Source organism: Mesorhizobium sp. B283B1A, assembly GCF_020165735.1.
GTDB classification, from domain to species: Bacteria; Pseudomonadota; Alphaproteobacteria; order Rhizobiales; family Rhizobiaceae; genus Mesorhizobium; species Mesorhizobium opportunistum.
Window position 1 is genome coordinate 19647 of the sequence record NZ_JAIUIQ010000012.1, and the last position, 26033, is coordinate 45679.

Sequence of the window (26033 nt, forward strand, 5' to 3'; positions counted from 1 at the left end):
CGATGCTGGAGGAGCTGCGCACGCTTGTTCTCTTCGCTGAGGAAGGCTCGATCCAGAATGTGGCCCGCCGCCTGCCTTTGACGCAGCCGGCCGTTACCCGGCAGATCCAGCGGCTGGAAGAGATGCTTGGGACCACGCTTCTCGATCGTCGGCAGAAGCCTCCGCGCCTGACGGCAGCGGGATCGGAGGTGCTGGCGCGTGCAAAGCACATACTGGCTTCGGTCCAGGCTCTGAAGGCGTTCGCTGCAGATGCCGAGCCGCAAGGCGTACTGCGTGTCGGCCTGGCACACGGCTTGTCCGATGCAAGCGTCGCGGGCGCTATCGCCGGCGCGGCTGCTGCGTTCCCCAAACTATCGCTGCGGCTCAAGACTGGCTGGAGCACGGAACTCATCGAGCAATTCGAACGCGGCCAACTCGACGCGGCGATCGTTCTGCGACCTGCCGATCGTCAGTGCTCGGACGCGCTCGGCATCGAACGTCTCTGCATCGTGCAGGCTGGCGGCACCGAAACCCATCTTGCAGACGCTGGGGCTCATATGTCTTGGGTTCTTAGCCCCGAGCCCTGCGACGCGCGTCAGAAACTCCTCTCAAGTTTGGGCGGCGAACGGCATCGGCTCGTTGTGACGGCCGAAATTCAGGATCCGGCAATGCAGATGGAGTGGGTACGTCGTGGGCACGGCCTCGGCCTGATGCCATTGCGGCTCGCGGCGCGAGGACTCCCCGACGGCCTCGCGCTTGTCGATATCGAAGATTTAGATCTTTCACTGCAGGTCGTGGCGCTGCGCTCCCCGCACCTCAACCGGCTGGCGAATGCCGCGGATGCCATTGCAAAGGCCGTCGGCGAAGCCATCAAAATCGAGACCTGATGCCGGCTGGCCGGCCAGAGCCGATCCCGCGTCCCTTGCCTCTCCGGGCGATTTGTGGTCTTGGAAGCCCGAAATCGCTTTCCCAGCGACAATCCCATACCAACGGCTGGCCGTTGGCAGCATCCCGGATCACCTCATCATGGCCAAGATCAACGGCAACGAAATCCGTCCCGGCTACGTCATCGAGCACGATGGCGGCCTCTGGGTGGCGGTCAGGACCAACACCGTCAAGCCTGGCAAGGGCGGCGCCTACAACCAGGTCGAGCTGAAGAACCTCATCAACGGCACCAAGCTCAATGAGCGCTTCCGCTCGGCCGAGACGGTTGAGCAGATCCGCCTCGACCTGAAGGATTTTTCCTTCCTCTACGAACAGGACGACGCGCTGGTGTTCATGGACACCCAGAGCTACGAGCAGCTCGAACTGAACAAGGACTTCGTCGGCGACCGCGCCGCCTTCCTGCAGGACGGCATGATGGTGACGGTGCAGCTCTACGAGGAAAGGCCGATCGGCATCTCGCTGCCCGACTACGTGACCCTGGCGATCACCGAGGCGGACCCGGTGGTGAAGGGCCAGACGGCGGCATCCTCATACAAGCCGGCGGTGCTGGAGAACGGCATCCGCGTTCTGGTGCCGCCCTTCATCGGCGCCGGCGAACGCATCATCGTCGACACCAACGAAATCACATACGTGCGCCGCGCCGACTGATGCATGTCGCCCAAAAGTGGCCCCGGTTTTGGGTCACCGACATGCATCAAGACAGAGTTTAATGCGGGCACAGGAAGACATACGATGGCACGCTCAGCCCTTCTCAACGTCATGGTCCAGGCCGCAATGAAGGCCGGCCGCTCGCTGTCGCGCGACTTCGGCGAGGTCCAGAACCTGCAGGTCTCGATGAAGGGGCCGGGCGACTATGTCAGCCAGGCCGACCGCAAGGCCGAGGACATCGTCTTTGCCGAACTGTCGAAGGCACGCCCGGGCTATGGCTTCCTGATGGAAGAGCGCGGCATCGTCGCCGGCGACGACAGCCAGCACCGCTGGATCGTCGATCCGCTCGACGGCACCACCAATTTCCTGCACGGCATTCCGCTGTTCGCCGTCTCGATCGCGCTCGAGCGCCAGGGCCAGATCGTCGCCGGCGTCATCTACAATCCGGCGATGGACGAACTCTATACGACCGAGCGCGGCGGCGGCGCCTTTCTGAACGACCGCCGTCTGCGCGTCGCTGGCCGCACCAAGCTCGTCGACGCCGTGATCGGCTGCGGCGTGCCGCATCTGGGACGCGGCCAGCACGGCAATTTCCTGATCGAGCTGCGCCACGTCATGGCCGAGGTCTCCGGCGTCAGGCGCCTTGGCTCGGCTTCGCTCGATCTCGCCTATGTCGCCGCCGGCCGCATGGATGGGTTTTGGGAAATCGGCCTGTCGGCCTGGGACATCGCCGCTGGCCTGCTCCTCATCCGCGAGGCGGGCGGCTTCGTCTCCGACATGGATGGCGGACAGGACATGCTGGACCATGGTTCGGTCGTCGCCGGCAACGAGATCATCCAGCGCGCGCTGCTGAAGACGGTGAAAAAGCCCCTCGCGCCCCGCTGAAGCAATTCCGGGAAAGGCGCGCAGCTTTCCCTGGGGAATTGCGTAAAGGCACAAATGCCGCCGCGCTGAACCGCCGCAGTCGCAAAACCGCAACCAAAGCTTGAAATACTGTCCGGCGGCTGCCCAGATAGGGTGACGCAGGATCATTGATGACGAACACACCGCCGCAACTCGAAATCCCCGCCGCACTCGAAATCCCCTTTGTCGGGCGCTGGCACTACTCCCGCGCGGAGATGATCGCCGACGGCATCGTCCATGCGGTCGGCATCGTGCTGGCGATCGCGGCCGGCTCGGCGTTGCTGGCGCTGGCGGCGTCTCGGGTCGGGCCTGGCGAATACATTGCCGCCGCCTTCTATGTCGTCTCGCTGCTCACCGTTCTGTCGGTATCGCTCACCTACAATCTGTGGCCGGTGACCTCGCCTGTGAAATGGGTCCTGCGGCGTTTCGATCACGCCGCGATCTATCTCCTGATCGCGGCCACCTACACGCCGTTTCTGGCCCAGCTCGACGGCTCGCCGCTGGCCAATTGGATGATCGTGTTGGTCTGGGTCGCGGCGGTAACGGGCATCGCCATCAAGGTGTTCTTCCCCGGCCGCTTCGACCGCCTGGCGATCGTCTTCTATCTCGCCATCGGCTGGAGCGGGGTCGTGCTGGTCAAGCCGCTCGTCGAGACGCTGCCGACGACGTCGATCGTGCTCATTGTCGCCGGTGGCGTCGTCTATTCCTGCGGCGTCGTTTTCTTCGCCTGGAAGGGACTGCGCTTCCACAACGCGCTGTGGCATGGCTTCGTCGTCACCGGCGCCGGCCTGCATCTGGCGGCCATGGTCGACTGTCTGGTAATCAACCGCATTTGAGATTGGACGCGCTGCACATTAGCCCGACGGCAATATTGCCAAGCGCCATTCAATTTGGTCACAATTCCGTTTAGAGTCGCCAACGACGTGATCGGCGGCAGCGGCATCGGAAACGGGGCACGAATGGCTTTTCTCAGATCCTTCGGCATGGGCAGGCGCTCCGACGTCCTGATCTACGATCCACATAAACTGTCGAGCCCGCAGGTCTTCCTGCTCACCATGGTCATCTTCCTGGCCATCGTGGCGTTTATCGCCGCGATATTGACCCGCCAGATCTCGACCGCCTTCGTCACCAATCCCGGCCTCAACGGCCTGATCGTCGGCGTGCTCGCCGTCGGCATCCTGCTGGCCTTCGTCCAGGTCGGGCGGCTGTTTCGCGAGGTGCGATGGGTCAACTCCTTCCGGGCCGGCTCGGAAACCACCGAACCGGTGCTGCTGGCGCCAATGAAGGCGATGATCGGCCGTTCGTCGTCGATGGCCTTCTCGACCTCCTCGATGCGCACCATGCTCGATTCCATCGCCACGCGCCTCGATGAAAGCCGCGACACCTCGCGCTATCTTGTCGGCCTGCTGGTGTTCCTCGGCCTGCTCGGCACCTTCTGGGGCCTGTTGAACACGATCGGCTCGATCCGCGAGACCATCGAGTCGCTCGATCCCGGCACGGGTGACGCGGCCGCGGTGCTCGATTCGCTGAAGCAGGGCCTGTCGGCGCCGCTGGCCGGCATGGGCACCGCGTTCTCGTCCTCGCTGTTCGGCCTGTCCGGCTCGCTCGTGCTCGGCTTCCTCGACCTGCAGGCCGGCCGCGCCCAGACGCGCTTCTACACCGAGCTCGAGAACTGGCTGTCCTCGGTCACGGACCTCTCGTCCGACATCGTGGTTTCCGACCCCGCCAAGACCGAATCCTCCGACGAGATCCGCGTGCTGTCCGAAAAGCTGCGCAGCATGCAGGAGAACGGCGGCGGCTCCAACCCGCGCGTTGCCACCGCCATGGCCAATCTTGCCGATGGCATTTCCGGCCTGGTCAAGAACATGCGTTCCGAGCAGCAGATCATGCGCGACTGGGTCGAGGCTCAGTCCGACGAGCAGAAGGCGATGCGCAACACGCTGGAAAAGATCGCCGACGCCCTGAAGAAGCAGGGAGTACACTAGCGTGGCCCTGGCACGGGCGCGGCGCGCCGATCGCCGCATCGACTATTGGCCGGGCTTCGTCGATGCACTGTCGACGCTGCTGCTGGCCATCATGTTCCTGCTCACCGTCTTCGTGCTGGCGCAGTTCCTGCTCGGCCGCGAAATCTCCGGCAAGGATACGGCGCTGTCACGCCTCAATTCGCAGATCAACGAACTGACCCAGCTTCTGGCGCTGGAGCGCTCGACAGCACAGGACAAGGATGATTCGCTCGCCAATCTGCAGGCATCGCTGTCGGCGGCGGAGGCCGAGAAGAGCCGGCTCGAACAATTGCTGGCGCAAGGCGCCGGCGCCGGCGACGCCGCCAACCGGCGGGCCGCGGAGCTCGGCGGAGAACTCGACAACCAGCGCCAGATCAGCCAGCAGGCGCTGAGCCAGGTCGAGATCCTCAACCAGCAGATCGCCGCACTGCGCAAGCAGATCGGCGCGCTCGAGGACGCGCTCAACGTGTCCGAAACGCGCGACCGCGATTCCAACACCAAGATCGCCGATCTCGGCCGCCGCCTCAACGTCGCGCTGGCCCAGCGCGTGCAGGAACTGAACCGCTACCGCTCCGACTTCTTCGGCCGCCTGCGCGAAATCCTCGCCGATCGCGAGAACATCCGTATCGTCGGCGACCGCTTCGTCTTCCAGTCGGAAGTGCTGTTCCCGACCGGCTCCGAGGTGATCAACGATGCAGGCAAGGTCGAGATGAAGAAACTCGCCGATGCCATCATCGAGCTGCAGAAGGAAATTCCGCCGGAGATCAACTGGGTGCTGCGCGTCGATGGCCACACCGACAACAAGCCGCTGTCCGGCACCGGCCGTTATCGCGACAATTGGGAACTGTCGACGGCGCGCTCGACCTCGGTGGTCAAGTTCCTGATCGAGAACGGCGTGCCTGCCAACCGGCTGGTCGCCGCCGGCTTTGGTGAGTTCCAGCCGCTCGATCCCGCCGACACCGAAGAGGCGCGCAACAAGAACCGCCGCATTGAACTCAAGCTCACCGAACGTTGATCCATCATCACGCGATGTCACGCGAATTTGTTCGCCGGCTCAACTCTAGGGCGCAAAGCGCGACCGGCAAGGCCTGAAAAGATTATCTTTTTTTAATTACACTTCGCGCCGGAGCGCTCCTAGCTTGCTGCGCAGGGCCGAGAACCGCCGGCGATGCCTCCCATCGCGACGCGACGGAACCGGACGGCCCGCGTCCGGAACGCGGGGCGGCAAGGCCGCTCCCTTTTCCCCAGCAAAAGGAGGCGCCGTCATGCGCTCTTCAGCATCTCTCAAGACTGCAACCCTTGCCGCAATACTGATTGCCGCCCCTCTTGCCGGCGCCTATGCCGCGGGCCATCACAAGGGCGCGCTCGACGCCGCCCCGCCGACCGAGGTGAAGGGCCCACGTGTCGAGGCTCTCATCGAACAGGCGCAGGGCGTCCGTCAGGGCATCGTGGACGCAAGACAGGCTAACAACATCACCCCGGCGGTCGCCGAACACTTGGAAATGCGCACCAACCAGATCAGCCAGGCCGCCGAGAAGATCGCCGCGTCGGATCACGGCAGGATCCCGCCAGCGCAGTATCGTGACCTGCTGCGCCGCCTCGACAATGTCGACCAGCGGCTGAGGGGCGACACCGGCAGCGGTTTCATGATGGGCGACGGCTCCGACGGCGGAAACTATCCGAACGGCTGAGGCTATCCCGCCTGGAAAGGTCCCAGAGGAAGGAACCACCTGGCGCCTTCGGGGCCCCAATCCCGCGGGCGCCCTTTTTCCTGATCGGCCGAGTTTGCCTACCAGCCAAGCCAGACCGCGATCAGGGCGAGCACAGCCGGCACGGTCTGGATGAACAGGATCTTGCGGCCGACCGTTGCCGCGCCGTAGAGGCCGGCAATGGCCACGCACAACAGGAAGAAGACCTTGACCTGGAAACCGGCCGCGCCGAGGGTGAGCCCCCAGATCAGGCCGGCGGCGAGAAATCCGTTGTAAAGACCCTGATTGGCGGCGAGCACCTTCGAGGCGCTGGCGAATTCCGGCGTCAGGCGAAATGTCTTGTGCCCGCGCGGCGTATCCCAAAGCACCATCTCGAGATAGACGATGTAGACATGGACCAAGGCCACCAGCCCGACCAGGATGTTGCCGATCATTTGCTTCCCCTTCATTTGGCCCGTCAGCATTTCATGCGCGACGGCGTCGGCGCAAGGCGCATCTGCCGGACGATCTCTGAGGGTTGCCAACGCTTTTGCGTTGGTGTCTTTTCGCGCCGTCCTCAATCACGGAAGCCGCCATGTCCTTTCAGAAACTCGACGATCTCGGCCACAAGCTCGAAGCGCTCGAGCATGCGCTGGCCATCCTCGGTGCCGATGAAGCGACCCACATGGCCGTGGGCGGTGGCGAAAAGCGTGCCGAGGCGATGGCGGCCCTTGCCGGCATGTACCACACCAGGGCGACCGCACCGGAGATATCCGACTGGATCGCCGCCGCCGAAGGTGAGGTGCTCGACGACGAGCAGCGCGCGGCACTCACCGAACTGCGGCGCCAATACACCAACCTGACCTGCCTGCCGGTCGAATTCGTCGAACGCCAGACGACGGCGCGCATGCGTTGCGAGCAGCTGTGGCGCGACCTGCGCCCCAAGAATGATTGGGCGGGCTTTCAGCCGGCGCTGGAGGGCGTGGTGGCGCTGGTGCGCGAAGAGGCCGCCCTGCGCTCCGACGTGCTCGGCCTCGCGCCCTATGACGCGCTGATGGAGCAATACGACCCCGGCAACCGCGTCGCCGACATCACCCCTGTCTTCACCGAGTTGAAGGCCTTCCTCAAAGGTTTTGTGCCGGAGGCGCTGGCAGTGCAGGAAGCGCGGCTGCGCAAGCATCCTCTGAAGCCGCTTTCGGGCACTTACGCGATCGACCGCCAGCGCGAACTCGGCCTTGCCATGATGGCGGCGGTCGGCTTCGACCTGACACACGGCTCGCTCTCGGTGTCGCACCATCCCTTCTGCGGCGGCGTGCCGAGCGACGTGCGCATCACCACCCGTTACAAGACATCGGATTTCCTGTCGGCGCTGATGGGCGTGCTGCATGAGACCGGGCACGCGCTCTACGAACAGAACCTGCCCAAGGCATGGTCGCACTGGCCGCTCGGCAAGGCCCGCGGCATGGCCGTGCATGAAAGCCAGAGCCTGTTCGTCGAAAAGCAAATCGGCCGCAACCCCGCCTTCTGGCGCTGGGCTCTGCCGGTGGTGGAAAAGCATCTCGGCGAAGCCTGGTCGCTCGACCATATCCTGCCGCATGTGCACCATGTCGAGCGCGGCCTGATCCGGGTCGACGCCGACGAGGTGACCTATCCGCTGCATGTCATCCTGCGCTACGAACTGGAGCAGGAACTTGTCACGGGCCGGCTGGAGGTGGCTGATCTGCCCGAAGCCTGGGACGCCAGGATGCGCGACTATCTCGGCCTCTCGACCATTGATAATCCTGCCGACGGGCCGATGCAGGACGTGCATTGGCCAAGTGCTGCCTTCGGCTACTTCCCCTCCTACACGCTGGGCGCGATGATGGCGGCGCAGCAATGGGCCGCGCTGACGCGGGAGCATCCGTCGGTCGATGACGATCTGGCGAAAGGGAATTTCGCTGATATCAACGACTGGCGCCGCAAGAAGATATGGTCGCAAGGATCGCGCTGGTCGACCCCGGAGCTGCTCGAGCGCGCCACCGGCGAAAAGCTCAACGCCGCGTATTTCGTCAACCACCTGAAGCAGCGCTACGGCGGCTGAAACCGGCCATCGCGCCATTCCGGCTTTCGGCGACCGGCGGCAACAGCCCGCCGGATCGGAAAATGCCTACTCCGCCGCGCCCCGGAAGGCGCTGGCGCCGGTCTCGAACTGCAGCTTGGCCAACCGTGCATAGATGCCGCCCTTGGCGACGAGACTATGGTGCGTGCCTTCCTCGACGATCGAGCCGCCATCCATGACCAGGATCCTGTCGGCCTTCAGCACGGTTGCCAGCCGATGGGCGATGACGATGGTGGTGCGGCCCTGCATCAGCCGTTCGAGCGCCGTTTGCACCAGCGTCTCGCTTTCGGCGTCGAGCGCCGACGTGGCTTCGTCGAGCAGCAGGATCGGCGCGTCGCGCAGGATGGCGCGGGCGATCGCCACCCGCTGGCGCTGGCCGCCGGACAGCGTCACGCCGCGCTCGCCGACCTGACTGTCATAGCCTTTGTCGAGCTTGAGGATGAATTCGTCGGCCAGCGCGTCCTTCGCCGCCGCCTCGATCTCGGCTTTGCCGGCGCCCGGCCGGCCAAAGCCGATATTGTCGCGCGCGGTGGCCGCGAAGATGGTGACGTCCTGCGGCACGATCGCGATGCGTTCGCGCACCGAGGCGGGATCGGCCTCGCGCACGTCGACGCCGTCGATCAGCACCTTGCCGGTTTCGGGATCGTAGAAGCGCAAGATCAGCGAGAAGACCGTGCTTTTGCCCGCACCCGAAGGACCGACGATCGCCACCGTCTCGCCGGGCATGACCTGAAAGCTCAGCCCGTGGACGGCGGCGCGGTCGGGTCTGGCCGGATAGGAGAAGGAGACGTCGTCGAAGACGATCGCTCCCCTGGCGACCGCCGGCAGCGGCTTCGGATCGGCCGGCGCCTGGATCGCCGGCTTCTCGGCCAGGATCTCGGTCAGCCTTTCTGCCGCACCCGCGGCCTGCGCAAGTTCGCCCCAGACTTCCGACAGCGCGCCGAGCGCACCGGCGGCGAACACTGAATAGAGCAGGAACTGGCCGAGCGTGCCCGGCGATATCGTGCCTTCGAGCACGTCGCGCGAGCCGAACCACAGCACCGCGACAACGGAGGAGAAGATGGTGAAGATGGCGAAGAAGGTGAGGAAGGAGCGCGCGAAGATCGAGGCGCGCGCCGCCTCGAAAGCAGCCTCCACGGCGCTGGAGAAATGGCCGGTGACCAGCTTCTCATTGGTGAAGGCCTGAAAGGTGCGCACCGCGCCGATCTGCTCGCTGGCATAGGCGGTCGCTTCGGCCAGCGTGTCCTGCGCCTGCCTTGACTTGCGCCGCACCGACCGCCCGAAGGCGACCAGCGGCAGCACGATGACGGGAATGGCCGCAATGACCAGGCCTGACAGCTTCGGGCTGGTGACGACCATCATCCCCACCGCGCCGAGGCCAAGGATGACGTTGCGTAGCGCGACCGAGGCGGTGGCGCCGACTGCCGATTTGACCTGCGTGGTGTCGGCGGCGAGCCGCGACACGATCTCGCCCGACTGGGCGGTGTCGAAGAAGGCAGGCGACAGCGTCGTCACATGGGCAAAGACATCGCGCCTGATATCGGCGACGACGCGCTCGCCAAGTGTAATGACGAAATAGTAGCGGCCGGCCGATGCGGCCGCCAGCACGGCAGCCATTGCCACAAGGGCGGCGAAATATTCGGCGATGAAGATGGTGTTGGCTGAGGAGAAACCATGGTCGATCATGCGCCGCACGGCCAGCGGCAGCGCCAAAGTCGTTGCCGCCGCGATGGTCAGCGAGATGAGGGCACCGACAACCAGCGTGCGGTAATGCGTTATATAGGGGAACAGGCGGCTGAGCGGCTTGAGCGAGCGTCGACGCTCGTCTGCGCTGCTGGATTGCGCCATCTCGGTGTTTCCTCTAGCCGCCTCGGTGTGTGCGCCTCAATATGCGCTCGCCGCGGCCTTGTGATTCAATTCCGGCTGATGTATAGGCACGCCGACCGTTTTAGAAGCCGTGGCTCCTCAATAGCTGCGGCTTCGAGTTTTAAAAAGGGGCGCATCGACGCAGGCCATTGGCCCGTGAGCCGCGCCGACAAGCCAGGAACCGACCCATGAAGAGCGCTATTCATCCCGACTACCACACCATCAAGGTCGTCATGACCGACGGCACCGAGTACACGACCCGTTCGACCTGGGGCAAGGAAGGCGATACGATGAACCTCGATATCGACCCGACCACCCACCCGGCCTGGACCGGCGGCCAGCAGACCCTGCTCGACCGCGGTGGCCGTCTGTCGAAGTTCAAGAAGCGTTTTGAGGGTTTCGGCCTCTAAGCGCACTTCGGCATTGCCGCAGATCAGAAACCCGCCTCCGAGGCGGGTTTTTTGTTGGCCGCAAGGCAGATCGCCTCAAGCTGGGGCCTCTACCTCCTCCTTGTGGGGAGGTCGGACCAAAGGTCCGGGTGGGGGTCCGGCGCCGCCCCCACCCCGCTGCTTCGCAGCGACCGTCCCCACGAGGGGGAGGGTGAGAGCGTCTTACTCGGCGAGCAATTCCCGCAGCGCCATGCGCTTGTAGGCGGCGACCAGCCTGTCGCCCTCCTGCCGCTCGACCGAGATCGCCAGCCGCATCGCGGCTTCGCCCATCTGCCAGACAAAAAACGCGATGGTCTCCAGCGCCACCGGATCGGCGCCCGGACGCAATCGCTTCAGCACCGCCACAAGGAATTCAGCGTTGGCTCGGCTGTCGGCGAGTTCCAGCTGGCGCAGCGCCTTGTCGGCCTGCGTGCCCGACCAGATGTCGCGCATCACCGGCTCGGCCAGGAACAGCCGGTAGTAGATGTCGACCAATTCCGAGAAGGCCCGCCGCAGACCTTCTGCATCACGGACATCCTTGAGCGCCGCTGAAATGCAGGCCTGGCTCTCGGCGGTGTAGCGCTCGGCCAGCGCCCAGATGAGCGCCCGCTTGTCGGGAAAGAACTGGTAGAGCGAGCCGATCGAAACGCCTGCCCGTTCCGCCACCTCGCCCATTCGCATGGCATCGCTGCCTTGCTCCGCGATCAGCGCCGAGGCGGCGGCCAGCATGCGCTCGACCCGCTCGCGGCTGCGCTGCTGGCTTGGCGCGCGCCGTGGCGACGCAAGCTGTTCCTGCGGGGAAACAGGGGCTGCGGTGTCCTCCATGATGGCTCCGATTTCAACAAAATGGCCAGGCAATGGCTTGACTCGAAAAATACGAGGGTTTATCACGTTTTGCAAATGTGAGGATTATTCATATTTTCTGGAGCAACCGACATGATCGCGAAATCTCTCCCCACCTTGATCTTCTTCGCCGCAATCGGCTCCGGCGTCGTCGGCGGCGTGTTCTTTGCCTTTTCCAACTTCGTCATGCCGGCGCTCGCCCGCCTGCCTGCGGCGAGCGGCATCGCCGCGATGAACTCGATCAACGTCACCGTCATCACCCCGGCTTTCATGACCGCACTTTTCGGGACCGGACTGATCTGCCTTGTGCTTATCGCCGGCGCCATCATCGGTTGGAGCCAGCCGGGCTCGTTCTGGCTTCTCGCCGGCGCGCTGATCTATCTCGTCGGCAACCCGATCGTGACCATGGTCTTCAACGTGCCGCTCAACGATGCATTGGCGGCCGTCGACCCGGCCAGCAGCGAAGGCGCAATGCTGTGGTGCCGCTACCTTGATGAATGGGTGATGTGGAACCATGTCCGCGCCATCACGGCAATAGCCGCTATGGCATCCCTCTGGTTCGCCGCGCGTTGACGGCAGGAGTCATTTCCAGCGCCTGAAAAGTTCAGGACGATCGTCGGGAGACGCGTTTTGAAGGATCAATATTCGACTATGGCCTTCGGCATGGCAATCGGAGTTGGTATCGGCGCCGCGATCGGCACCGCCCTTGACGACTTTCCGGTGGGCATTGCCATGGGCATCGCGATTGGCGCCGCCTTCGGTGCATGGCGAGGAAAATGACGGCAGCGCTGGCGACCTCTACGCCTTTGTTTTCCGATCGGCATGACCGAGGTCGCGATCCGGGTCGATGACGTCGCGCACCAGCTGCTTCAGTTTGGCCGCATCCGGAAAGCCGCCGTCGCGCTTGCGATCCCAGACCATCACCTCGTTGCAGGAGATGGTGAAGATGCCGCCGGTGCCGGGCACCAGCGTCACTTCGCCGAGATCCGTGCCGAAGGTGGAGAGCAGCTCCTGCGCCATCCAGCCGGCACGCAGCAGCCATTGGCACTGCGTGCAATAGGTGATGCGGATGCCGGGCAGCCGCTTTTCGTCCACGCCGGGTTGAGCTGCGCTCATGCCGCGCTGAGCTTGGCCAGCGTCGCCTCGTCGACTTCGAAGTTGGCGTAGACGCTCTGGACGTCGTCGTCATCCTCGAGCGTGGCGACCAGCTTCATCAGCGACTGTGCGCGCTCCTCGTCGACCGGAACGGTGTTCTGCGGCTTCCAGATCAGCTTGACCGATTCCGCTTCGCCGAGCGAGGCTTCCAGTGCCTTCGACACCTCGCCGAGGTTCTCAAAGGCACAATAGATCGTATGGCCTTCCTCGTCCGACTCCACATCATCGGCGCCGGCTTCGATCGCCGCGTCCATGACCTTGTCGGCACTGCCGGCCGACACCGGATAGTAGATCTCGCCGGCACGATCCCACATGAACGACACCGATCCGGTTTCGCCCATCGCCCCACCGGCCTTGGTGAAGGCGGCGCGCACGTTGGAGGCCGAGCGGTTGCGGTTGTCGGTCAGGGCCTCGACGATGACGGCGACGCCACCGGGACCATAGCCCTCGTAACGTACCGCTTCGTAGTTTTCGGCATCGCCCATCGAGGCCTTGTTGATGGCGCGCTGGATGTTGTCCTTCGGCATCGACACCGCCTTGGCGTTCTGGATCGCCAGGCGCAGGCGCGGGTTCATAGAAGGATCGGGCGTTCCGCTCTTGGCGGCAACGGTGATTTCGCGCGCCAGCTTGGAAAACATTTTCGACCGCACCGCATCCTGACGGCCCTTGCGGTGCATGATGTTCTTGAACTGTGAATGGCCAGCCATGGCACCCCTGTCGTGTTCGGCTAGAGCACGCTGCGACGAGGTGGCTCACCTCGCTTTTGCAAAATGCTCGAATTCAAAATTTCAGAGCGTCCCGGGTGCAACTCGCGGAAGCACGGCGTTCTCTGTCGGAATGGCCGGCTTATAGATAAATCGGCTCAATTCGTCCAGCCGCGCCGCGTTCGCTGCGGGAGAGACAGCGCGGCTCACGCCTCGAGATCCGATTTCAGCCGGTCGATGATGCTGAGCGCGTGGCCGGCATACTGGCTGATCCAGCGATCGTGGATCTGCTTGATCGGCAGCGCGTTGAGATGGTTCCAGCGCTCGCGTCCCTCGCGGCGCGCCACGATCAGCTCGGCCTCCTCCAGCACCTTGAGATGCAGCATGACGGTGCAGCGGTCGATGTCGGGAAAGGCATCGCACAGCATCCCCGTGGTCTTCGGCTCTTCCTTCAGCTGGTCCAGCATTTCGCGCCGGCGTGGATGCGCCAGCGCCTTGAAAACATTGTCGTCTTGCGATCGGCTTGACATGTTATATTTCTATAACATATTCTCGGGTCAATCAAGGAAGGAGCTGTGGATATGTCTCTTGGATTCAAGGTTTCTGGACGCATCGGCAGGCCGGTCGCCGAAGTCTTCGACGCCGTCGTCAATCCGAAGAAGCTGAGCGGCTATTTCACCACCATCGGCGGCGCCAGCGCGCCGCTTGAAGCCGGCGCGGGCGTCGTCTGGTGGGGCAAGGTGCCGGTCGAGGTCGACGAAGTGGTCAAGGACAGCCGCATCGTGCTGCGCTGGGATGCCACCGACGCCGACGGCAAGCCCGCCTACAAGACCCGTATCGAGATGAATTTCGAGCCGCTGGACGATGGCGGCACCTTCGTCACCATCGCCGAAAGCGGCTGGCAGGAGGGCGCGGTAGGGCTGAAGAAGTCCTACCTCAACTGCGAGGGCTGGTCGCAGATGCTGGCCTGCATGAAGGCCTATGTCGAATATAGCATCAACTTGCGCGACGGCTATTACCGCAGCGAGATGAGGGGCGAACCCGCCAACGCGACCAACATTTGAAACAATGAGGGAGAGGGAGATTCGCGATGACGAAAGTAACGCCATTCCTGATGTTCGAGGGCAAGGCCGAAGAGGCCATGACCCTTTATTGCGAGACCATTCCCGACAGCAAGATCCTTGACGTAACGCGCTACGGCGCCGGCGAGGATGGCCCGGAAGGCGTGGTCAAGCTGGCGCGCGTATCCATCGCCGGCCTGGAGGTCATGGCCTTCAACAGCCCGGTGCATCACGCCTTCACCTTCACACCCTCGGTCTCGCTCTACGTGGACTGTTCCTCCGAAGAGGAGCTGAACCGCATTGTCGAGATCCTGGCAAAGGACGGCGCGTTCCTGATGCCGCCTGACAATTACGGCTTCAGCCGCCGCTTCGCCTGGCTGAACGACAGGTTCGGCGTCTCCTGGCAGATAAATCTGGCCTGAGGCAACTTGGGGGTGAGGCAACTCCGGGATGGCGCTTGGCGTTTGCTGTCTGGAACCGCGTAGACGCCGGTCGCGGTGCGATGAACGACCTTTCGTGCGATGAACGACCTTTCGAAGGAGGCCACCATGGAAATCCGCGAAACACCAACCGCCGAAGCAGGCATGCTGATCCGGCGGCCCGTCGCCGAGGTGTTCGAGGCCATCGTCGATCCGGCCATCACCACCAAATTCTGGTTCACCGACGGCAGCAGCCGGCTGGACAGCGGCAATGAGGTTCGCTGGGAATGGCGCATGTATGGCGTCTCGACAACGGTCAACGTCAGCGAGATCGTCAAGAACGAGAAGATCGTCATGCAATGGAGCGATCCGCCGACCACGGTGGTCTGGACCTTCACCGAAATGCCTGATGCGACCTTTGTCGAGGTCCGCAATTTCGGCTTTGCCGGCAATGGCGACGAGCAGGTGAAGGAAGCCGTCGGCTCGACCGGCGGCTTCACGCTCGTCCTGGCCGGCGCCAAGGCCTGGCTAGAGCAAGGCCTGACATTGGGCCTGATCGGCGACCGTCACCCAAAGGGCGTGCCGGGGCATTAGTTTCGCCCGGCAAGCCTCAGTGCCGGTCGCCGGATTTCGCCTTCTTGCGTCGCCGCGCCAGCATGTTGAGGCCCTCGACCAGCGCAGAAAAACCCATCGCCGCATAGATGTAGCCCTTGGGCACGTGATAGCCCATGCCGTCGGCAATCAGCGTCATGCCGATCATCAGCAGGAAACCCAGCGCCAGCATGACGATGCTCGGGTTCTTGGCGATGAAGTCCGCCAATGGCCCGGCGGCAAGCATCATGACGCTGACGGCGACGATCACCGCGATGTACATGATGGCGATCTCGTCGGTCATGCCGACGGCGGTTATGATCGAATCGATCGAGAAGACGAGGTCGAGCAGCAGGATCTGGAAGATCGCGCCGGCAAGGCTGATCTGCAGCGTCTCGCCCATCATCGAGTCCTTGTGGTCGTCGGGATCGACCGTGTGATGGATTTCCTTGGTTGCCTTCCACACCAGGAACAGGCCGCCGGCGATCAGGATCAGGTCGCGCCAGGAAAAGCCGTGTCCAAACGCCGTGAACACCGGCGTCGTCAGCTGGACGATGATCGAGATGGTGGCGAGCAGCACCAGCCGCATGATCAGCGCGGCCGAGATGCCGAGCCGGCGGGCGCGGGCGCGTTGCGCTTCCGGCAGCTTGTTGGTCAGGATCGAGATAAAGATCAGATTGTCGATGCCGAGCACGATCTCGAGCACAACCAGCGTCAACAACGCGACCCAGGCAGTTGGATCGGAAACAAATTGAAAATGCGGCGCAAGGAATTCGATAAGCTGCATGGAGGTCGTCCCCTCTACGATCTAGAGCAGTGTCGCCGGCAGTTAGGTATTGCGACCCCCTATATCAATGTCACGACCAGAAGGACGGAGCCGTTTCTTCCAGGCGCGGCCCGCGACGAAACGGCGCGATCTTCTCGGTCAGTCCCGTACGGTCGGAAATGGTGACGCCGACGCCGCACAATGTCGCCGGTCCGTTCGCCGCCTCGAACCGGCCTTTCGGCACTTTCGACAGGAACCGGTTGAGCGGCTCCTCCTTGTCCATGCCGAGCGAGGAATCATAGTCGCCGCACATGCCGGCGTCGGATAAGTAACCGGTGCCGCCATTGAGGATCTGGTGGTCGGCGGTCGGCTGGTGGGTGTGGGTACCGACGACGAGGCTGGCGCGGCCATCGACGAAATGCGCGAAGCACATCTTTTCCGACGTCGCCTCGGCGTGGAAGTCGATCACCACAGCATCCGCCTGCTCGCCGAGCGGACAGGCGGCAAGCTCGCGTTCACCGGCCTGGAACGGATCGTCGAGCTCGGGATGCATGAACACGCGCCCCATGATGTTGGCGACCAGCACGCGCGCGCCGCTCCTGGCGATGTAGACGCCGGAACCGCGCCCGGGCGTGCCCTTGGGGAAGTTGGATGGCCGCAGGAAGCGTTCCTCGCGTGGCGCGAAGGCCAGCGCATCGCGCTGGTCCCAGACATGGTTGCCGGTGGTGACGACATCGGCGCCGGCGGCGATGGTCTCGCGGAATATCTCCTCGGTGATGCCGAAACCGCCGGCGGCATTCTCGCCATTGACGATGACGAAATCGAGTTTGAAGTCCGAGATCAGGCCGGGCAGTTGTTCCCAAACCGCCGTGCGTCCCGTCTTGCCTACCATGTCACCGAGGAAGAGAAGTCTCATATGATCCCGCACCGAAAGTCAGCGAAGCAAAAGCTGCATGACGCCAGTGAAAGATCATGCGTCCATTTATCTACAATTTTGGCGTGAAGCGGCGCAACCCGGTCTCGGTGAGTATTTCCGGGATGATGATGTCGTGGGGCTCGTCCGGAACCTGCGGAACTTCCTGGCAGTCGAAGGCGATGCCGATCAGCCGGGGCGCATGGCCCTTGTCGACCAGTCTGGCGATGGCGCGATCGTAATAGCCGGCGCCATAGCCGATGCGATGGCCGCGCGCGTCGAAAGCGGCGAGCGGCACCAGCATCACCGAGGGGTCGAGCACCTCGGCCTCGTGGTGCGGGCCGACCGTGCCAAAACCCATCTCGACCATCGGCGCACCGCGCACCAGCTCGCGAAAGACGATTGTCGTCCTGTCGAGAATGGCAGGCAGGCAGAGCCTTGCTCCTTTTTCGCGCAGGGCGAACATCAGCGGCCGCACATCGACCTCCGAGCGCATCGGCCAGAAGCCCGACACGATCTGGCCGGGTTCGATGGCGAGCTGGTCGCGCGCCGTCTCGGCCATTTCGAGCGCGACTTCCACACGCCAGAATTCATCAAGCGCATCGCGGCGGCCGAGAGCCTCGAGGCGAAGCTGTTTTTTCAGGTCTTTGAGAGATGTCATGCCGCGACGATAGAAAGGTCAAATCTGGAGGGCGTTTTAGGAGCGACGTTTTCTACCGCAACATCCACCGGAATACGCGGAGATGGGCAAGAAGTGACGATCCACACAACCGGTGGAGAGAGCGATCCCGGGAACCTACAAAGTAGGTGGGCGCCGTGTGAGAAAACCCACGGGTCTTCCCAGGGACAGCTCCCTAAGGATCGTTAAGGCCCCGGGGAAAATGTTCTCCTGCCGGGAAGCGCAGACCGTCCCGCCCAATATAGGCCGCCGGTCGGCTAAGCGCCAGAGAATTGGCGTTCTTTCCCCGCGGGTCTCGCACGGTCGTCACGGACACCCCACCCTTGCGCGGGCCGAGCCGCCTCCTTACGGTCTCCCGGAATGAACCAAGGAGCACAAATGCGTTTCGAAGGCACGGAGGCCTATGTCGCCGACAAGGATCTGATGGTGGCGGTCAACGCGGCGATCGCGCTGGAGCGGCCCTTGCTGGTCAAGGGCGAGCCCGGCACCGGCAAGACCGAACTCGCCCGCCAGGTGGCGGCGGCACTCGGCCTCGACCTCATCGAATGGCACGTCAAATCGACGACGCGGGCCCAGCAAGGTCTTTACGAATATGATGCCGTGTCGCGGCTGCGCGACAGCCAGCTCGGCGATACCAGGTTCAACGACATCAAGAACTACATCAAGCGCGGCAAGCTCTGGCAAGCCTTCGCCGCCGGCAAGAAGGTCGTGCTCCTGATCGACGAGATCGACAAGGCCGACATCGAGTTTCCCAACGACCTCCTGCAAGAGCTCGATCGGATGGAGTTCTTCGTCTACGAGACCGGCGAGACCATCCGCGCCGCAATCCGTCCCATTGTCATCATCACCTCCAACAACGAGAAGGAGCTGCCGGACGCCTTCCTGCGCCGCTGCTTCTTCCACTACATCCGCTTTCCCGACGTCGAGACGCTGCACAGGATTGTCGGCGTCCACTATCCCGGCATCAAGCACGATCTGGTGCGCGCGGCGCTCACCCAGTTCTACGAGATCCGCGAAGTGCCGGGGCTGAAGAAGAAGCCGTCGACCTCCGAGGCGCTCGACTGGATCCGCCTGCTGGTCGCCGACGATATCGCGCCGGAGGATTTGCGCGCCGACCCGAAGAACGCGCTGCCCAAGCTGCACGGCGCATTGCTGAAGAACGAGCAGGATGTCCATCTGTTGGAGCGGCTGGCCTTCATGGCGCGCAGGCAGGGTTAGCGCTTTCCCCGGCTGTGGACCGTTGCCGTTAGCCGAACAGGTGGGCAGCTTCGACCTGACCCCTTCGGAGGAAACGAAATGACCGAGATCACCGTCCGCCCGCTTGCCCAATCCGACCATGCCGACTGGCGCCGCCTGTGGACCGACTACCTGACCTTCTACGAGACCAAGCTGCCGGAAGAGGTCTACGCCGTCACCTGGAAGCGGCTATTCACTCCGGGTGAATTCGAGCCGAAAGGCTTCATCGCCACACTGGACGGCAAAGCGGTCGGTCTCACGCACTACCTGTACCACCGCTCCGGCTGGTCGGAGAAAAACAACTGCTATCTGCAGGATTTGTTCGCCGACCCGGACGTCCGCGGCAAGGGTATCGGTGCGGCACTGATCGAGGCGGTCAAGCAGGAAGCCGGCAAGATCGGCGTCAAGAATGTCTACTGGATGACGCACGAGACCAACACCACCGCACGCAAGCTTTACGACCACGTCGCCCGCCGCACGGGCTTCGTCGAGTATGATTTGCTATAACCGGCCATGTTCATCCCCTTCTTCCTCGAACTGAAGGCTGCACGCGTTCCCGTCTCGCTCAGGGAATATCTGTCGCTGCTGGAGGGTCTGGAAGCCGGGCTGGTCGACTACGACGTCGAAGGTTTTTATTACCTCGCCCGCGCCGCCTTGGTGAAGGACGAGCGCCATATTGACCGCTTCGACCAGGTGTTCGCGCATGTCTTCAAGGGCATCGAGGCGCTGGGCGGACCGGATGCGGTGGATGTCGCCAACATTCCCGAGGAATGGCTGCGCCGGCTTGCCGAAAAGCACCTGACCGAGGAAGAGAAAAGACTGGTCGAGGCGCTCGGCGGTTTCGACAAGCTGATGGAGACCTTGAAACAGCGGCTCGAGGAGCAGAAGGGCCGCCACCAGGGCGGCTCGAAATGGATCGGCACTGGCGGCACGTCGCCCTTCGGCGCTTATGGCTACAATCCCGAAGGCGTGCGCATCGGCCAGCATGAAAGCCGCAATCGCCGCGCGGTGAAGGTGTGGGACAAGCGCGAATTCCGGAATTTCGACGATGCGGTCGAACTCGGCACCCGCAACATCAAGATCGCGCTGAAGCGGCTGCGCCGCTGGGTGCGCGAGGGCGCTGAGGAAGAATTCGACCTGCCCGGCACAATCCACGCCACCGCCGAGCACGGCTATCTCGACGTGCAGACGCGGCCCGAGCGGCGCAACGCCGTGAAGCTTTTGATGTTCTTCGATGTCGGCGGCTCGATGGACGATCACATCAAAAGCGTCGAGGAGCTGTTTTCGGCCGCCCGCGCCGAACTTCGCCAGCTCGAATATTTCTATTTCCACAACTGCCTCTACGAGGGCGTGTGGAAGGACAATCGACGACGCCATGCCGAAACGGTCCCGACCTTCGACCTCATCCACAAATACGGGCCGGACTACAAGGTGATCGTCGTCGGCGACGCCTCGATGAGCCCTTATGAGATCGCCCATCCCGGCGGCTCGGTCGAACACTGGAACCCGGAAGCCGGCGCTGTCTGGCTCGCCCGTCTGCTGCGGCAGTGGCCGAATGCGGTGTGGCTCAATCCGGAGAGCGAGAAGAACTGGGGCTTTACCCATTCGATCGCGATGATCCGCGACATCTTCGGCGGCCGCATGTTTCCGCTGACGCTGGCCGGGCTCGAAGGCGCGACTAAGCAGCTTTCAAGGAAGCATTGAGTGCGCCAGAACTGGCCATGCCGGTAACAAACGCCTATCTTCGGGCGAATATGAGGTTGCAACCAATAACGAGCCGCCAAGGCTGAGGAGATCACATGGACACCCACACCTATCCCGTCACCCGCACCGACGCCGAATGGCGCGCCCGGCTGACGCCGGAGCAATATGCGGTCATGCGCGGCCACGGCACCGAGCGCCCGGGAAGCTGCGCCTTGCTCTACGAGAAGCGCGCCGGCACATTTTCCTGCGTCGGCTGCGACCAGCCGCTGTTCGAATCCAAGCTGAAGTTCGAGAGCGGCACCGGCTGGCCGAGCTTCAACGATCCGGTGCCAGGTTCGGTCGAGAACACCATCGACCGCAGCTACGGCATGGTCCGCACCGAATGCCACTGCGCCCGCTGCGGCAGCCATCTCGGCCACGTATTCGAGGACGGCCCGCCGCCGACCGGCCTGCGCTACTGCATCAACGGTGTGGCGCTGAAATTCGAACCGGCCGCCTGAACGGCAGCCTATAGCTCCGGAAAAGGGCGGCTTCGGCCGCCCTTTTTCATGCCTGGTGCCGTTCTTCAGACGACCACGGTGGCAATAAGCCAGAGTGCGGAGCCCAGCAGCATCAGCGACGCCTTGGCGCCGCTCTCGGCCGTCCGCCACACGGCCGACGTCAGGAAGATGTTGTAGGGCACCGGCGCGAAATGCACCGCCAGAACCAGCCACAGCGGCAGCTTGAGGCCGAGCAGGACCAGCGCCAGCGCCGAAGACGCCATATTGATCAATGTCCCGGCGAGAATCATGTCGCGCCAGAACAGCCGGTCGAGCGGCACCTGGCCAAGCCAGCGCGAGCGGAAGAAATCCGCGATCACCTAGCTCTGCCCCAGCACTTCGGTAACAGCCTGCTCTACACGCGAGCATTCCGTCACCAGCCAGTCGGTCATCGCCGGCCAGTTGTCCTCGGCATAGCAGTTCACCCGCCACATCGAATTGATGCCGAGGCCTTCGCAACTTTGCTCCGGCCTGAGCTTCAGCCTGTCTTCGATCGCCGGCTGGAACGGCTTCAGCCGCGCCCAGCTTTGCGTGGCGCCGAACTTCTCGTTGCGGCCGAAGAAGACGCCGACATGGTTCTGCGCCGGCGCGACATACATGGACAGGACCAGGGCAAAATCAGGCAATCCGCGCTGCCAGAACCAGGGTCCACGCCGCGCCAACCGCGCCCTTTCTTCCGGATGCCGTTCAGCGAACAGCGACCAGAAGCCGCGATGGCGGAATTCCGAGGCGCGACGGCCGCCAAAGTCGAATTCGCTCATGGTTCGATGCCGCTCCAGCATCACCCAGGTTTAGATCGTTGCCGAGCCCTTAGAGGCTTTTTCGAAATTCGCTCTGGCGAGTCATATGGTGGTGGTTTCGAGAACCGGAGCGGAGCGGACATTGGTCCGTGAGCACCGGAAGCGCAGAAAACGCCATCAGATGGCCGCCAGAGTAGAATTTCCAAACAGTCTCTACACCATGCCGAGCGCGGCCATATACAGATCGAGGATGGCGTCTTCCTCTTGGCGTTCGGCCTGATCCTTCTTGCGCAGACGGATGATGGTACGGATCGCCTTGGTGTCGAAACCGGTGCCCTTGGCCTCGGCGAACACTTCCTTGATGTCGTCGGCGATCGTCTTCTTTTCTTCCTCGAGCCGCTCGATGCGCTCGATGAGGGCACGCAGCTGGCCGGCGGCAACAGTCTGGCTGGTCTCGGTGATATCGTCGGCCATGTTTTTCTCCAAAAAATCGGTTCTGCGCCGCGACTCGGGGACCGTGCCACGGCGAATTTCAGCGGTTCGATGCCCGACCGGGGGCACGGGGTCAAGCGGTTATCGAACAGCGCGCCAAGGGCTGCCGACAGAAGCCGACAGCCTGCCCGCTTGAGTGAGCCTTCAGGCGAAGGCGATCAGCAAATCCTTGGCATCGATCTGGTCGCCGGCCTTGACCAGCACCTCGGCGACCGTGCCGTCGCGCTCGGCATGCAGTGCCGTCTCCATCTTCATGGCCTCGATGGAGAGCAGCACGTCGCCGGCCTTCACAGCCTGGCCGGCGGCGACCGCAAGCGCGGAAACCACGCCCGGCATCGGCGCGCCGACATGCGCCTCGTTGCCGGGTTCGGCCTTGCGGCGCGCCTTGGCGGCGGAGGCGCCATGCGCCCGGTCCGGCACCTTGACGCGACGCGGCTGGCCGTTGAGCTCGAAGAACACGGTGACCATGCCCTTGTCGTCGACATCGCCGATGGCCAGGCACCGTATCACCAGCGTCTTGCCCTTCTCGATGTCGACGAAGATCTCGTCTTCCGATTTCATGCCGTAGAAATAGGTCGGCGTCGGCAGGACGCTGACCGGGCCGTAGGCTTCCTGCGCCGCGGCGAAGTCGGAAAACACCTTCGGATACATCAGCCACGAGGCGAACTCGTATTCAGAGAGCTTGCGCTCGAGCTTCTCCTCGATCTCCTTGCGGCTGGCCTTGAGATCGGCGGGCTTCAGCAGCGAGCCGGGCCGCGCCGTGATCGGCTTGTCGCCCTTCAGCGCCTTTTTCTGCAGCGCTTGCGGCCAGCCGCCCGGCGACTGGCCGAGATCGCCGCGCAGCATCGAGACGACCGAGTCCGGGAAGGCGATGTCCCTGGCCGGGTTCTCGACATCGGCGACCGTCAGATCCTGGCTCACCATCATCAGCGCCATGTCGCCGACAACCTTGGACGACGGTGTTACCTTGACGATGTCGCCGAACATCAAATTGACGTCGTGATAAGTCTGCGCCACCTCGTGCCAGCGCGTCTCCAGCCCAAGCGAGCGCGCCTGTTCCTTGAGGTTGGTGAACTGTCCGCCCGGCATTTCGTGCAGGTAGACTTCCGAGGCCGGTCCTTTCAGGTCGCTTTCGAAGGCGGCGTACTGGTTGCGCACCGCTTCCCAGTAGAACGAGATCTTGCGGATCCATTGCGGGTCGAGGCCCGGATCGCGCTCGGTACCTTTCAGCGCCTCGACGATCGAGCCCAGGCAAGGCTGCGACGTGTTGCCGGAGAAGGCATCCATCGCCGCGTCGATGGCGTCGACGCCGCTCTCCACCGCCGCCAGCACCGTCGCCGCCGACAGGCCCGACGTGTCGTGGGTGTGGAAATGAATCGGCAGGTCCGTCGCCTCGCGCAGCGCCTTGAACAACGCGCGGGCAGCACTCGGCTTCAGCAGGCCGGCCATGTCCTTGACCGCGATGATGTGGGCGCCGGCGGCCTGCAATTCCCTGGCCAGCCCGACATAGTATTTGAGGTCGTACTTGGCCCGCGCCGGATCGAGAATATCGCCGGTGTAGCACATCGCCGCTTCGATGAGCTTTCCCTCGGCGCCGACCGCGTCCATGGCGACGCGCATGTTCTCGACCCAGTTCAGGCAATCGAAGACACGGAACAGGTCGATGCCGCCGGCAGCCGCCTGCTTGACGAAATGCTGCACGACATTGTCGGGATAGTTGGTGTAGCCGACGCCATTGGCGCCGCGCAGCAGCATCTGCAGCAACAGGTTGGGCGCTGCCTCGCGCACCAGCGACAGCCTCTCCCACGGGTCCTCTGTGAGGAAGCGCATAGCCACGTCGAAGGTCGCGCCGCCCCAGCATTCGAGCGACAAAAGCTGCGGCAGGGCGCGCGCATAGGTGCCGGCGATGCCGGCAATGTCATGCGTGCGCATGCGGGTCGCCAGCAGCGACTGATGGCCGTCGCGCATCGTCGTATCGGTGACCAGAACTTCCTTCTGCTCTCGCATCCAGGCGGCGAACTTTTCCGGGCCGAGCACATCGAGCTTCTGCTTGCTGCCGGCGGGGACGTTGCCGTTGAGATAGGGCACCACGGGCGCCGCCGCATCGGCCTTCGGCATCGGCCGGCCGCGCGTCTCGGGATGGCCGTTGACGCTGACGTCAGCCAGGTAGTTGACGAGCTTGGTCGCCCGGTCCTGACGCTTGACCTGCTGGAACAGCTCCGGCGTCGTGTCGATGAACTTCGTCGTATAGGAATTGTCGGCGAAGCTCGGGTGATTGATGATCGCTTCGAGGAAGGTGAGGTTGGTGGCGACGCCGCGGATGCGGAACTCGCGCAAGGCGCGGTTCATGCGCGCGATGGTCTCGGCCGGCGTCGGCGCCCAGGCCGTCACCTTCTCCAGCAGCGGATCGTAGAAGCGGGTGATGACCGCGCCGGAATAGGCGGTGCCGCCGTCAAGGCGGATGCCGAAGCCGGTGGCGCCGCGATAGGCGGTGATGCGGCCGTAATCCGGGATGAAATTATGCTCGGGATCCTCGGTGGTGATGCGGCACTGCAAGGCATGGCCGTTCAGCCTGATGTCCCGCTGCGCCGGCACGCCCGATTCCGGCGTGCCGATGGCGAAGCCGTCGAGAATGTGGATCTGGGCTTTGACGATATCGATGCCGGTCACCATCTCGGTGACGGTATGTTCGACCTGGATGCGCGGGTTGACCTCGATGAAATAGAACTTGCCGGTATCGGCATCCTGCAGGAACTCGACCGTGCCGGCGCCGATGTAGCTGGTTTCGCGCGCGATCTTCAGCGCGTGGCCGCAAAGCTCGTCGCGCTGCGACATTTCGAGATAGGGCGCGGGCGCACGCTCGACGACTTTCTGGTTGCGGCGCTGGATCGAGCAGTCGCGCTCGAACAGATGCACGGCGTTGCCATGGGTGTCGCCAAGCACCTGCACCTCGACATGGCGGGCGCGCTCGATCAGCTTTTCGAGATAGACCTCGTCCTTGCCGAAGGCGGCTTTCGCCTCGCGCTTGCCTTCCGTGACTTCGCGGGCGAGATCGGCCTCGGCGCGGATGGCGCGCATGCCGCGTCCGCCGCCGCCCCACGAGGCCTTCAGCATCACCGGATAGCCGATCTCCTTGGCCAGTTTCTTGACCGCGTCCATGACGTCGGGCAGCGGATCGGTGGCGGGGATCACCGGCACGCCGACCTCTATGGCCAGATTGCGCGCCGCGACCTTGTTGCCGAGCCGGCGCATCGTATCCGGCTTCGGCCCGATGAAGGTGATGCCGGCCTGCGCGCAGGCCTCGGCGAATTCGGGGCTCTCCGACAGAAGCCCGTAACCCGGGTGGATCGCATCGGCGCCCGAAAGCCTGGCGACGCGGATCACTTCCTCGATCGACAGATAGCTCTCGATCGGCCCCATGTCCTTGGTGAGATGCGGGCCGCGCCCGACCTGGTAGCTCTCGTCGGCCTTGAAGCGGTGCAGCGAATATTTGTCTTCCTCGGCCCAGATCGCCACGGTTTTAAGGCCCAGTTCGTTGGCCGCGCGAAAGACGCGGATGGCGATTTCTGACCGGTTGGCGACGAGGATCTTCGTGATGGCCAAGGACTGGGCTCCAGCAGCGGAAGGGAAGAG

General features: G+C 63.6%; 31 protein-coding genes and 1 other RNA gene. 18 read left to right on the top strand and 14 right to left on the bottom strand.

The genetic code is table 11. From position 1 onward, the window contains the following. Nucleotides 1–2 precede the first annotated feature (2 nt). The 7 genes from LB577_RS12480 to LB577_RS12510 all read left to right on the top strand — a co-directional run bounded on the left by LB577_RS12480 (nucleotide 3) and on the right by LB577_RS12510 (nucleotide 6169). On the top strand, nucleotides 3–866 hold the full coding sequence (locus LB577_RS12480) for a LysR family transcriptional regulator (protein ID WP_224686919.1): 864 nt from the start codon (nucleotides 3–5) through the stop codon (nucleotides 864–866). Nucleotides 867–1005: 139 nt separating this feature from the next. Continuing rightward, a complete protein-coding gene (efp, locus tag LB577_RS12485; protein ID WP_013892519.1) occupies nucleotides 1006–1572 on the top strand; it encodes an elongation factor P in 567 nt (188 codons plus the stop codon). Nucleotides 1573–1656: 84 nt separating this feature from the next. After that, nucleotides 1657–2457, top strand: a complete 801-nt coding sequence (locus LB577_RS12490) for an inositol monophosphatase family protein (protein WP_013892518.1) — start codon at nucleotides 1657–1659, stop codon at nucleotides 2455–2457. A gap of 149 nt (nucleotides 2458–2606) precedes the next feature. Beyond that, nucleotides 2607–3311 (top strand): PAQR family membrane homeostasis protein TrhA, encoded by a 705-nt coding sequence (gene trhA / locus LB577_RS12495; RefSeq protein ID WP_224686920.1) that lies wholly within the window; start codon nucleotides 2607–2609, stop codon nucleotides 3309–3311. Between the two features lie 123 nt (nucleotides 3312–3434). After that, nucleotides 3435–4460: a MotA/TolQ/ExbB proton channel family protein gene (locus LB577_RS12500; protein WP_013892516.1), complete on the top strand. Its 1026-nt coding sequence runs from the start codon at nucleotides 3435–3437 to the stop codon at nucleotides 4458–4460. Between the two features lies 1 nt (nucleotide 4461). Next, nucleotides 4462–5493 (top strand): peptidoglycan -binding protein, encoded by a 1032-nt coding sequence (locus tag LB577_RS12505; RefSeq protein ID WP_224686921.1) that lies wholly within the window; start codon nucleotides 4462–4464, stop codon nucleotides 5491–5493. 250 nt (nucleotides 5494–5743) lie between these two features. After that, nucleotides 5744–6169 carry a hypothetical protein gene (locus LB577_RS12510; protein WP_224686922.1) on the top strand — a complete coding sequence of 142 codons (426 nt, stop codon included), beginning with the start codon at nucleotides 5744–5746 and terminating at the stop codon, nucleotides 6167–6169. 98 nt (nucleotides 6170–6267) lie between these two features. Here the strand turns inward: LB577_RS12510 and LB577_RS12515 are convergent, their stop codons facing one another. Further along, entirely contained in the window at nucleotides 6268–6621 is a 354-nt protein-coding gene (locus tag LB577_RS12515; protein ID WP_224686923.1) for a DUF1304 domain-containing protein, read from the bottom strand. A gap of 140 nt (nucleotides 6622–6761) precedes the next feature. Between LB577_RS12515 and LB577_RS12520 the strand changes: the two genes are divergently transcribed. Further along, nucleotides 6762–8246, top strand: coding sequence for a carboxypeptidase M32 (locus LB577_RS12520; RefSeq protein ID WP_224686924.1), 1485 nt, complete (start codon nucleotides 6762–6764; stop codon nucleotides 8244–8246). 66 nt (nucleotides 8247–8312) lie between these two features. Here the strand turns inward: LB577_RS12520 and LB577_RS12525 are convergent, their stop codons facing one another. After that, complete coding sequence (locus LB577_RS12525) at nucleotides 8313–10112, bottom strand: ABC transporter transmembrane domain-containing protein (RefSeq protein WP_224686925.1); 1800 nt, start codon at nucleotides 10110–10112, stop codon at nucleotides 8313–8315. A gap of 206 nt (nucleotides 10113–10318) precedes the next feature. Between LB577_RS12525 and rpmE the strand changes: the two genes are divergently transcribed. Continuing rightward, nucleotides 10319–10540, top strand: coding sequence for a 50S ribosomal protein L31 (rpmE, locus tag LB577_RS12530; protein WP_010912060.1), 222 nt, complete (start codon nucleotides 10319–10321; stop codon nucleotides 10538–10540). Between the two features lie 201 nt (nucleotides 10541–10741). Here rpmE and LB577_RS12535 read toward each other — a convergent pair whose 3' ends face one another. Continuing rightward, a complete protein-coding gene (locus tag LB577_RS12535) occupies nucleotides 10742–11383 on the bottom strand; it encodes a TetR/AcrR family transcriptional regulator (protein WP_224686926.1) in 642 nt (213 codons plus the stop codon). A 111-nt stretch (nucleotides 11384–11494) separates the two neighbouring features. Here LB577_RS12535 and LB577_RS12540 point away from each other — a divergent pair, with 111 nt between their 5' ends. Both LB577_RS12540 and LB577_RS12545 read left to right on the top strand, forming a co-directional pair. Beyond that, entirely contained in the window at nucleotides 11495–11974 is a 480-nt protein-coding gene (locus LB577_RS12540; RefSeq protein WP_224686927.1) for a DUF1772 domain-containing protein, read from the top strand. Between the two features lie 57 nt (nucleotides 11975–12031). Continuing rightward, entirely contained in the window at nucleotides 12032–12181 is a 150-nt protein-coding gene (locus LB577_RS12545) for a hypothetical protein (RefSeq protein WP_023777640.1), read from the top strand. Between the two features lie 18 nt (nucleotides 12182–12199). Here the strand turns inward: LB577_RS12545 and LB577_RS12550 are convergent, their stop codons facing one another. The 3 genes from LB577_RS12550 to LB577_RS12560 form a co-directional block, all read right to left on the bottom strand. Beyond that, nucleotides 12200–12517 (bottom strand): SelT/SelW/SelH family protein, encoded by a 318-nt coding sequence (locus LB577_RS12550; RefSeq protein WP_013892508.1) that lies wholly within the window; start codon nucleotides 12515–12517, stop codon nucleotides 12200–12202. After that, nucleotides 12514–13263, bottom strand: coding sequence for a YebC/PmpR family DNA-binding transcriptional regulator (locus LB577_RS12555; RefSeq protein WP_023766112.1), 750 nt, complete (start codon nucleotides 13261–13263; stop codon nucleotides 12514–12516). Before LB577_RS12555 ends, LB577_RS12550 begins: the two co-directional genes overlap by 4 nt. Nucleotides 13264–13466: 203 nt before the next feature. Continuing rightward, complete coding sequence (locus LB577_RS12560; RefSeq protein ID WP_023766111.1) at nucleotides 13467–13790, bottom strand: ArsR/SmtB family transcription factor; 324 nt, start codon at nucleotides 13788–13790, stop codon at nucleotides 13467–13469. A gap of 51 nt (nucleotides 13791–13841) precedes the next feature. Here LB577_RS12560 and LB577_RS12565 point away from each other — a divergent pair, with 51 nt between their 5' ends. The 3 genes from LB577_RS12565 (at nucleotide 13842) to LB577_RS12575 (ending at nucleotide 15334) form a co-directional block, all read left to right on the top strand. Further along, a complete protein-coding gene (locus tag LB577_RS12565) occupies nucleotides 13842–14324 on the top strand; it encodes an SRPBCC domain-containing protein (protein WP_224686928.1) in 483 nt (160 codons plus the stop codon). A 26-nt stretch (nucleotides 14325–14350) separates the two neighbouring features. After that, entirely contained in the window at nucleotides 14351–14743 is a 393-nt protein-coding gene (locus LB577_RS12570; protein WP_224686929.1) for a VOC family protein, read from the top strand. A 126-nt stretch (nucleotides 14744–14869) separates the two neighbouring features. Further along, nucleotides 14870–15334 carry an SRPBCC family protein gene (locus LB577_RS12575; protein ID WP_224686930.1) on the top strand — a complete coding sequence of 155 codons (465 nt, stop codon included), beginning with the start codon at nucleotides 14870–14872 and terminating at the stop codon, nucleotides 15332–15334. A gap of 16 nt (nucleotides 15335–15350) precedes the next feature. Here LB577_RS12575 and LB577_RS12580 read toward each other — a convergent pair whose 3' ends face one another. From LB577_RS12580 to ssrS, 4 genes are all read right to left on the bottom strand, one after another. Further along, nucleotides 15351–16118, bottom strand: coding sequence for a TerC family protein (locus LB577_RS12580; protein ID WP_031249992.1), 768 nt, complete (start codon nucleotides 16116–16118; stop codon nucleotides 15351–15353). Nucleotides 16119–16188: 70 nt separating this feature from the next. Beyond that, nucleotides 16189–17013, bottom strand: coding sequence for a YmdB family metallophosphoesterase (locus LB577_RS12585; RefSeq protein WP_013892499.1), 825 nt, complete (start codon nucleotides 17011–17013; stop codon nucleotides 16189–16191). 70 nt (nucleotides 17014–17083) lie between these two features. Next, entirely contained in the window at nucleotides 17084–17671 is a 588-nt protein-coding gene (locus LB577_RS12590; protein ID WP_224686931.1) for a 5-formyltetrahydrofolate cyclo-ligase, read from the bottom strand. A gap of 94 nt (nucleotides 17672–17765) precedes the next feature. Beyond that, nucleotides 17766–17921, bottom strand: a non-coding RNA gene (gene ssrS / locus LB577_RS12595) — 6S RNA. 146 nt (nucleotides 17922–18067) lie between these two features. Here ssrS and LB577_RS12600 point away from each other — a divergent pair. The 4 genes from LB577_RS12600 (at nucleotide 18068) to msrB (ending at nucleotide 21129) form a co-directional block, all read left to right on the top strand. Then, the gene (locus tag LB577_RS12600) at nucleotides 18068–18907 is read left to right on the top strand and encodes an AAA family ATPase (RefSeq protein WP_224686932.1); all 840 of its coding nucleotides are present in this window, start codon (nucleotides 18068–18070) and stop codon (nucleotides 18905–18907) included. 78 nt (nucleotides 18908–18985) lie between these two features. Beyond that, nucleotides 18986–19432, top strand: coding sequence for a GNAT family N-acetyltransferase (locus tag LB577_RS12605; protein WP_224686933.1), 447 nt, complete (start codon nucleotides 18986–18988; stop codon nucleotides 19430–19432). Nucleotides 19433–19438: 6 nt separating this feature from the next. Continuing rightward, entirely contained in the window at nucleotides 19439–20629 is a 1191-nt protein-coding gene (locus tag LB577_RS12610; RefSeq protein ID WP_224686934.1) for a vWA domain-containing protein, read from the top strand. A gap of 95 nt (nucleotides 20630–20724) precedes the next feature. After that, the gene (msrB, locus tag LB577_RS12615) at nucleotides 20725–21129 is read left to right on the top strand and encodes a peptide-methionine (R)-S-oxide reductase MsrB (RefSeq protein ID WP_013892492.1); all 405 of its coding nucleotides are present in this window, start codon (nucleotides 20725–20727) and stop codon (nucleotides 21127–21129) included. 65 nt (nucleotides 21130–21194) lie between these two features. On the opposite strand, the gene LB577_RS12620 is transcribed toward msrB, so the two are convergent. The 4 genes from LB577_RS12620 to pyc all read right to left on the bottom strand — a co-directional run bounded on the left by LB577_RS12620 (nucleotide 21195) and on the right by pyc (nucleotide 26003). Beyond that, entirely contained in the window at nucleotides 21195–21488 is a 294-nt protein-coding gene (locus tag LB577_RS12620) for a hypothetical protein (protein ID WP_224686935.1), read from the bottom strand. After that, complete coding sequence (locus LB577_RS12625) at nucleotides 21489–21929, bottom strand: hypothetical protein (protein WP_224686936.1); 441 nt, start codon at nucleotides 21927–21929, stop codon at nucleotides 21489–21491. It abuts the gene before it with no gap. A 192-nt stretch (nucleotides 21930–22121) separates the two neighbouring features. Then, nucleotides 22122–22382 carry a DUF2312 domain-containing protein gene (locus LB577_RS12630; protein WP_010912082.1) on the bottom strand — a complete coding sequence of 87 codons (261 nt, stop codon included), beginning with the start codon at nucleotides 22380–22382 and terminating at the stop codon, nucleotides 22122–22124. Between the two features lie 162 nt (nucleotides 22383–22544). Continuing rightward, nucleotides 22545–26003: a pyruvate carboxylase gene (gene pyc, locus LB577_RS12635; RefSeq protein ID WP_224686937.1), complete on the bottom strand. Its 3459-nt coding sequence runs from the start codon at nucleotides 26001–26003 to the stop codon at nucleotides 22545–22547. Nucleotides 26004–26033: the final 30 nt, after the last annotated feature.

Coding starts and splice junctions, on each gene's coding strand:
- LB577_RS12605 (WP_224686933.1), top strand. CDS start 18,986: ATGACCGAGATCACCGTCCGCCCGCTTGCCCAATCCGACCATGCCGAC.
- rpmE (WP_010912060.1), top strand. CDS start 10,319: ATGAAGAGCGCTATTCATCCCGACTACCACACCATCAAGGTCGTCATG.
- LB577_RS12575 (WP_224686930.1), top strand. CDS start 14,870: ATGGAAATCCGCGAAACACCAACCGCCGAAGCAGGCATGCTGATCCGG.
- LB577_RS12580 (WP_031249992.1), bottom strand. CDS start 16,118: ATGCAGCTTATCGAATTCCTTGCGCCGCATTTTCAATTTGTTTCCGAT.
- trhA (WP_224686920.1), top strand. CDS start 2,607: ATGACGAACACACCGCCGCAACTCGAAATCCCCGCCGCACTCGAAATC.
- msrB (WP_013892492.1), top strand. CDS start 20,725: ATGGACACCCACACCTATCCCGTCACCCGCACCGACGCCGAATGGCGC.
- LB577_RS12525 (WP_224686925.1), bottom strand. CDS start 10,112: ATGGCGCAATCCAGCAGCGCAGACGAGCGTCGACGCTCGCTCAAGCCG.
- efp (WP_013892519.1), top strand. CDS start 1,006: ATGGCCAAGATCAACGGCAACGAAATCCGTCCCGGCTACGTCATCGAG.
- LB577_RS12500 (WP_013892516.1), top strand. CDS start 3,435: ATGGCTTTTCTCAGATCCTTCGGCATGGGCAGGCGCTCCGACGTCCTG.
- LB577_RS12585 (WP_013892499.1), bottom strand. CDS start 17,013: ATGAGACTTCTCTTCCTCGGTGACATGGTAGGCAAGACGGGACGCACG.
- LB577_RS12630 (WP_010912082.1), bottom strand. CDS start 22,382: ATGGCCGACGATATCACCGAGACCAGCCAGACTGTTGCCGCCGGCCAG.
- LB577_RS12600 (WP_224686932.1), top strand. CDS start 18,068: ATGCGTTTCGAAGGCACGGAGGCCTATGTCGCCGACAAGGATCTGATG.
- LB577_RS12520 (WP_224686924.1), top strand. CDS start 6,762: ATGTCCTTTCAGAAACTCGACGATCTCGGCCACAAGCTCGAAGCGCTC.
- LB577_RS12565 (WP_224686928.1), top strand. CDS start 13,842: ATGTCTCTTGGATTCAAGGTTTCTGGACGCATCGGCAGGCCGGTCGCC.
- LB577_RS12555 (WP_023766112.1), bottom strand. CDS start 13,263: ATGGCTGGCCATTCACAGTTCAAGAACATCATGCACCGCAAGGGCCGT.
- LB577_RS12535 (WP_224686926.1), bottom strand. CDS start 11,383: ATGGAGGACACCGCAGCCCCTGTTTCCCCGCAGGAACAGCTTGCGTCG.
- LB577_RS12515 (WP_224686923.1), bottom strand. CDS start 6,621: ATGATCGGCAACATCCTGGTCGGGCTGGTGGCCTTGGTCCATGTCTAC.
- LB577_RS12610 (WP_224686934.1), top strand. CDS start 19,439: ATGTTCATCCCCTTCTTCCTCGAACTGAAGGCTGCACGCGTTCCCGTC.
- LB577_RS12590 (WP_224686931.1), bottom strand. CDS start 17,671: ATGACATCTCTCAAAGACCTGAAAAAACAGCTTCGCCTCGAGGCTCTC.
- LB577_RS12540 (WP_224686927.1), top strand. CDS start 11,495: ATGATCGCGAAATCTCTCCCCACCTTGATCTTCTTCGCCGCAATCGGC.
- LB577_RS12480 (WP_224686919.1), top strand. CDS start 3: ATGCTGGAGGAGCTGCGCACGCTTGTTCTCTTCGCTGAGGAAGGCTCG.
- LB577_RS12490 (WP_013892518.1), top strand. CDS start 1,657: ATGGCACGCTCAGCCCTTCTCAACGTCATGGTCCAGGCCGCAATGAAG.
- LB577_RS12550 (WP_013892508.1), bottom strand. CDS start 12,517: ATGAGCGCAGCTCAACCCGGCGTGGACGAAAAGCGGCTGCCCGGCATC.
- LB577_RS12625 (WP_224686936.1), bottom strand. CDS start 21,929: ATGAGCGAATTCGACTTTGGCGGCCGTCGCGCCTCGGAATTCCGCCAT.
- LB577_RS12570 (WP_224686929.1), top strand. CDS start 14,351: ATGACGAAAGTAACGCCATTCCTGATGTTCGAGGGCAAGGCCGAAGAG.
- LB577_RS12510 (WP_224686922.1), top strand. CDS start 5,744: ATGCGCTCTTCAGCATCTCTCAAGACTGCAACCCTTGCCGCAATACTG.
- LB577_RS12560 (WP_023766111.1), bottom strand. CDS start 13,790: ATGTCAAGCCGATCGCAAGACGACAATGTTTTCAAGGCGCTGGCGCAT.